Here is an 860-nt window from a genome sequence, read left to right as displayed (position 1 = left end):
CGCGCAGCGGCTGCTCGCGCACGTTGGGGAAGGCCATCGGCAGGAGCCGGGCACTGTGGCACGGCAGCACCGCGCCGTCGGGGGCCACGGTCATGAAGATCGATCCCCAGCCGCCCATGCAGGCCTTGGGCCGCTCGGCGTAGTAGTCGGGCACCACGAACAGCAGGCGCATGTCGCGGCCGCGCGCGGCGAGCCGCGCCCGCCAGCGCGCGGTGGTGGCCTCGGCGGCTTCCAACTGGGCTCGGCTTGGCAGCAGCCCGGCACGGTTGAGGTGCGCCCAGCCGTACATCTGGCAGTTGGCGAGCTCCACGGCGTCGGCACCGAGCTCGTCGCACAGCGCGATGATGGCGTCGAGCCGGTCGATGTTGTGGCGGTGCAACACCACGTTGAGCACCATGGGGTAGCCGGCGGCCTTGACCGCCCGCGCCATGGCCAGCTTCCGGGCGTGGGCCTTGGGCGAGCCGGCCACCGCCGCGGCGACCTCGGGATCCGAGGCCTGCAGGCTGATCTGGATATGGTCGAGCCCGGCCTCGCGCAGCGCGGCGATGCGCGCCTCGTCGAGCCCCAGCGCCGAGGTGATCAGGTTGGTATAGAAGCCGAGCCGACGCGCCTCGGCCACCAGCGTCTCGAGGTCCTGGCGCACCAGCGGCTCGCCGCCGGAGAAGCCGAGCTGCACGGCGCCCAGGGCGCGGGCCTGGGTCAGGACATCGAGCCACTCGGCGGTGCTCAGTTCCTCCTTCACCGCGGCGAAGTCGAGCGGGTTGGAGCAGTAGGAACACTGCAGCGGGCAGCGGTAGGTCAACTCGGCGAGCAGCCACAGCGGGGCGCCGGTCTGGCCGTCGGCGGTCACGGTGTCGGTG

At 72.4% G+C, this 860-nt stretch carries 1 protein-coding gene; it reads right to left on the bottom strand.

All coding sequences use genetic code 11. The features are described from left to right. On the bottom strand, positions 1-850 hold an 850-nt coding region (gene pqqE, locus AC5W54_RS22490), incomplete at its 3' end, for a pyrroloquinoline quinone biosynthesis protein PqqE (protein WP_495964324.1). Positions 851-860 lie beyond the last annotated feature (10 nt).

The sequence above is a fragment of the Halomonas sp. LMYGS-3 genome, assembly GCF_059509875.1.
Note: the sequence above shows the minus strand (reverse complement) of the source record. Positions and strands in the feature narration are given on the sequence as shown.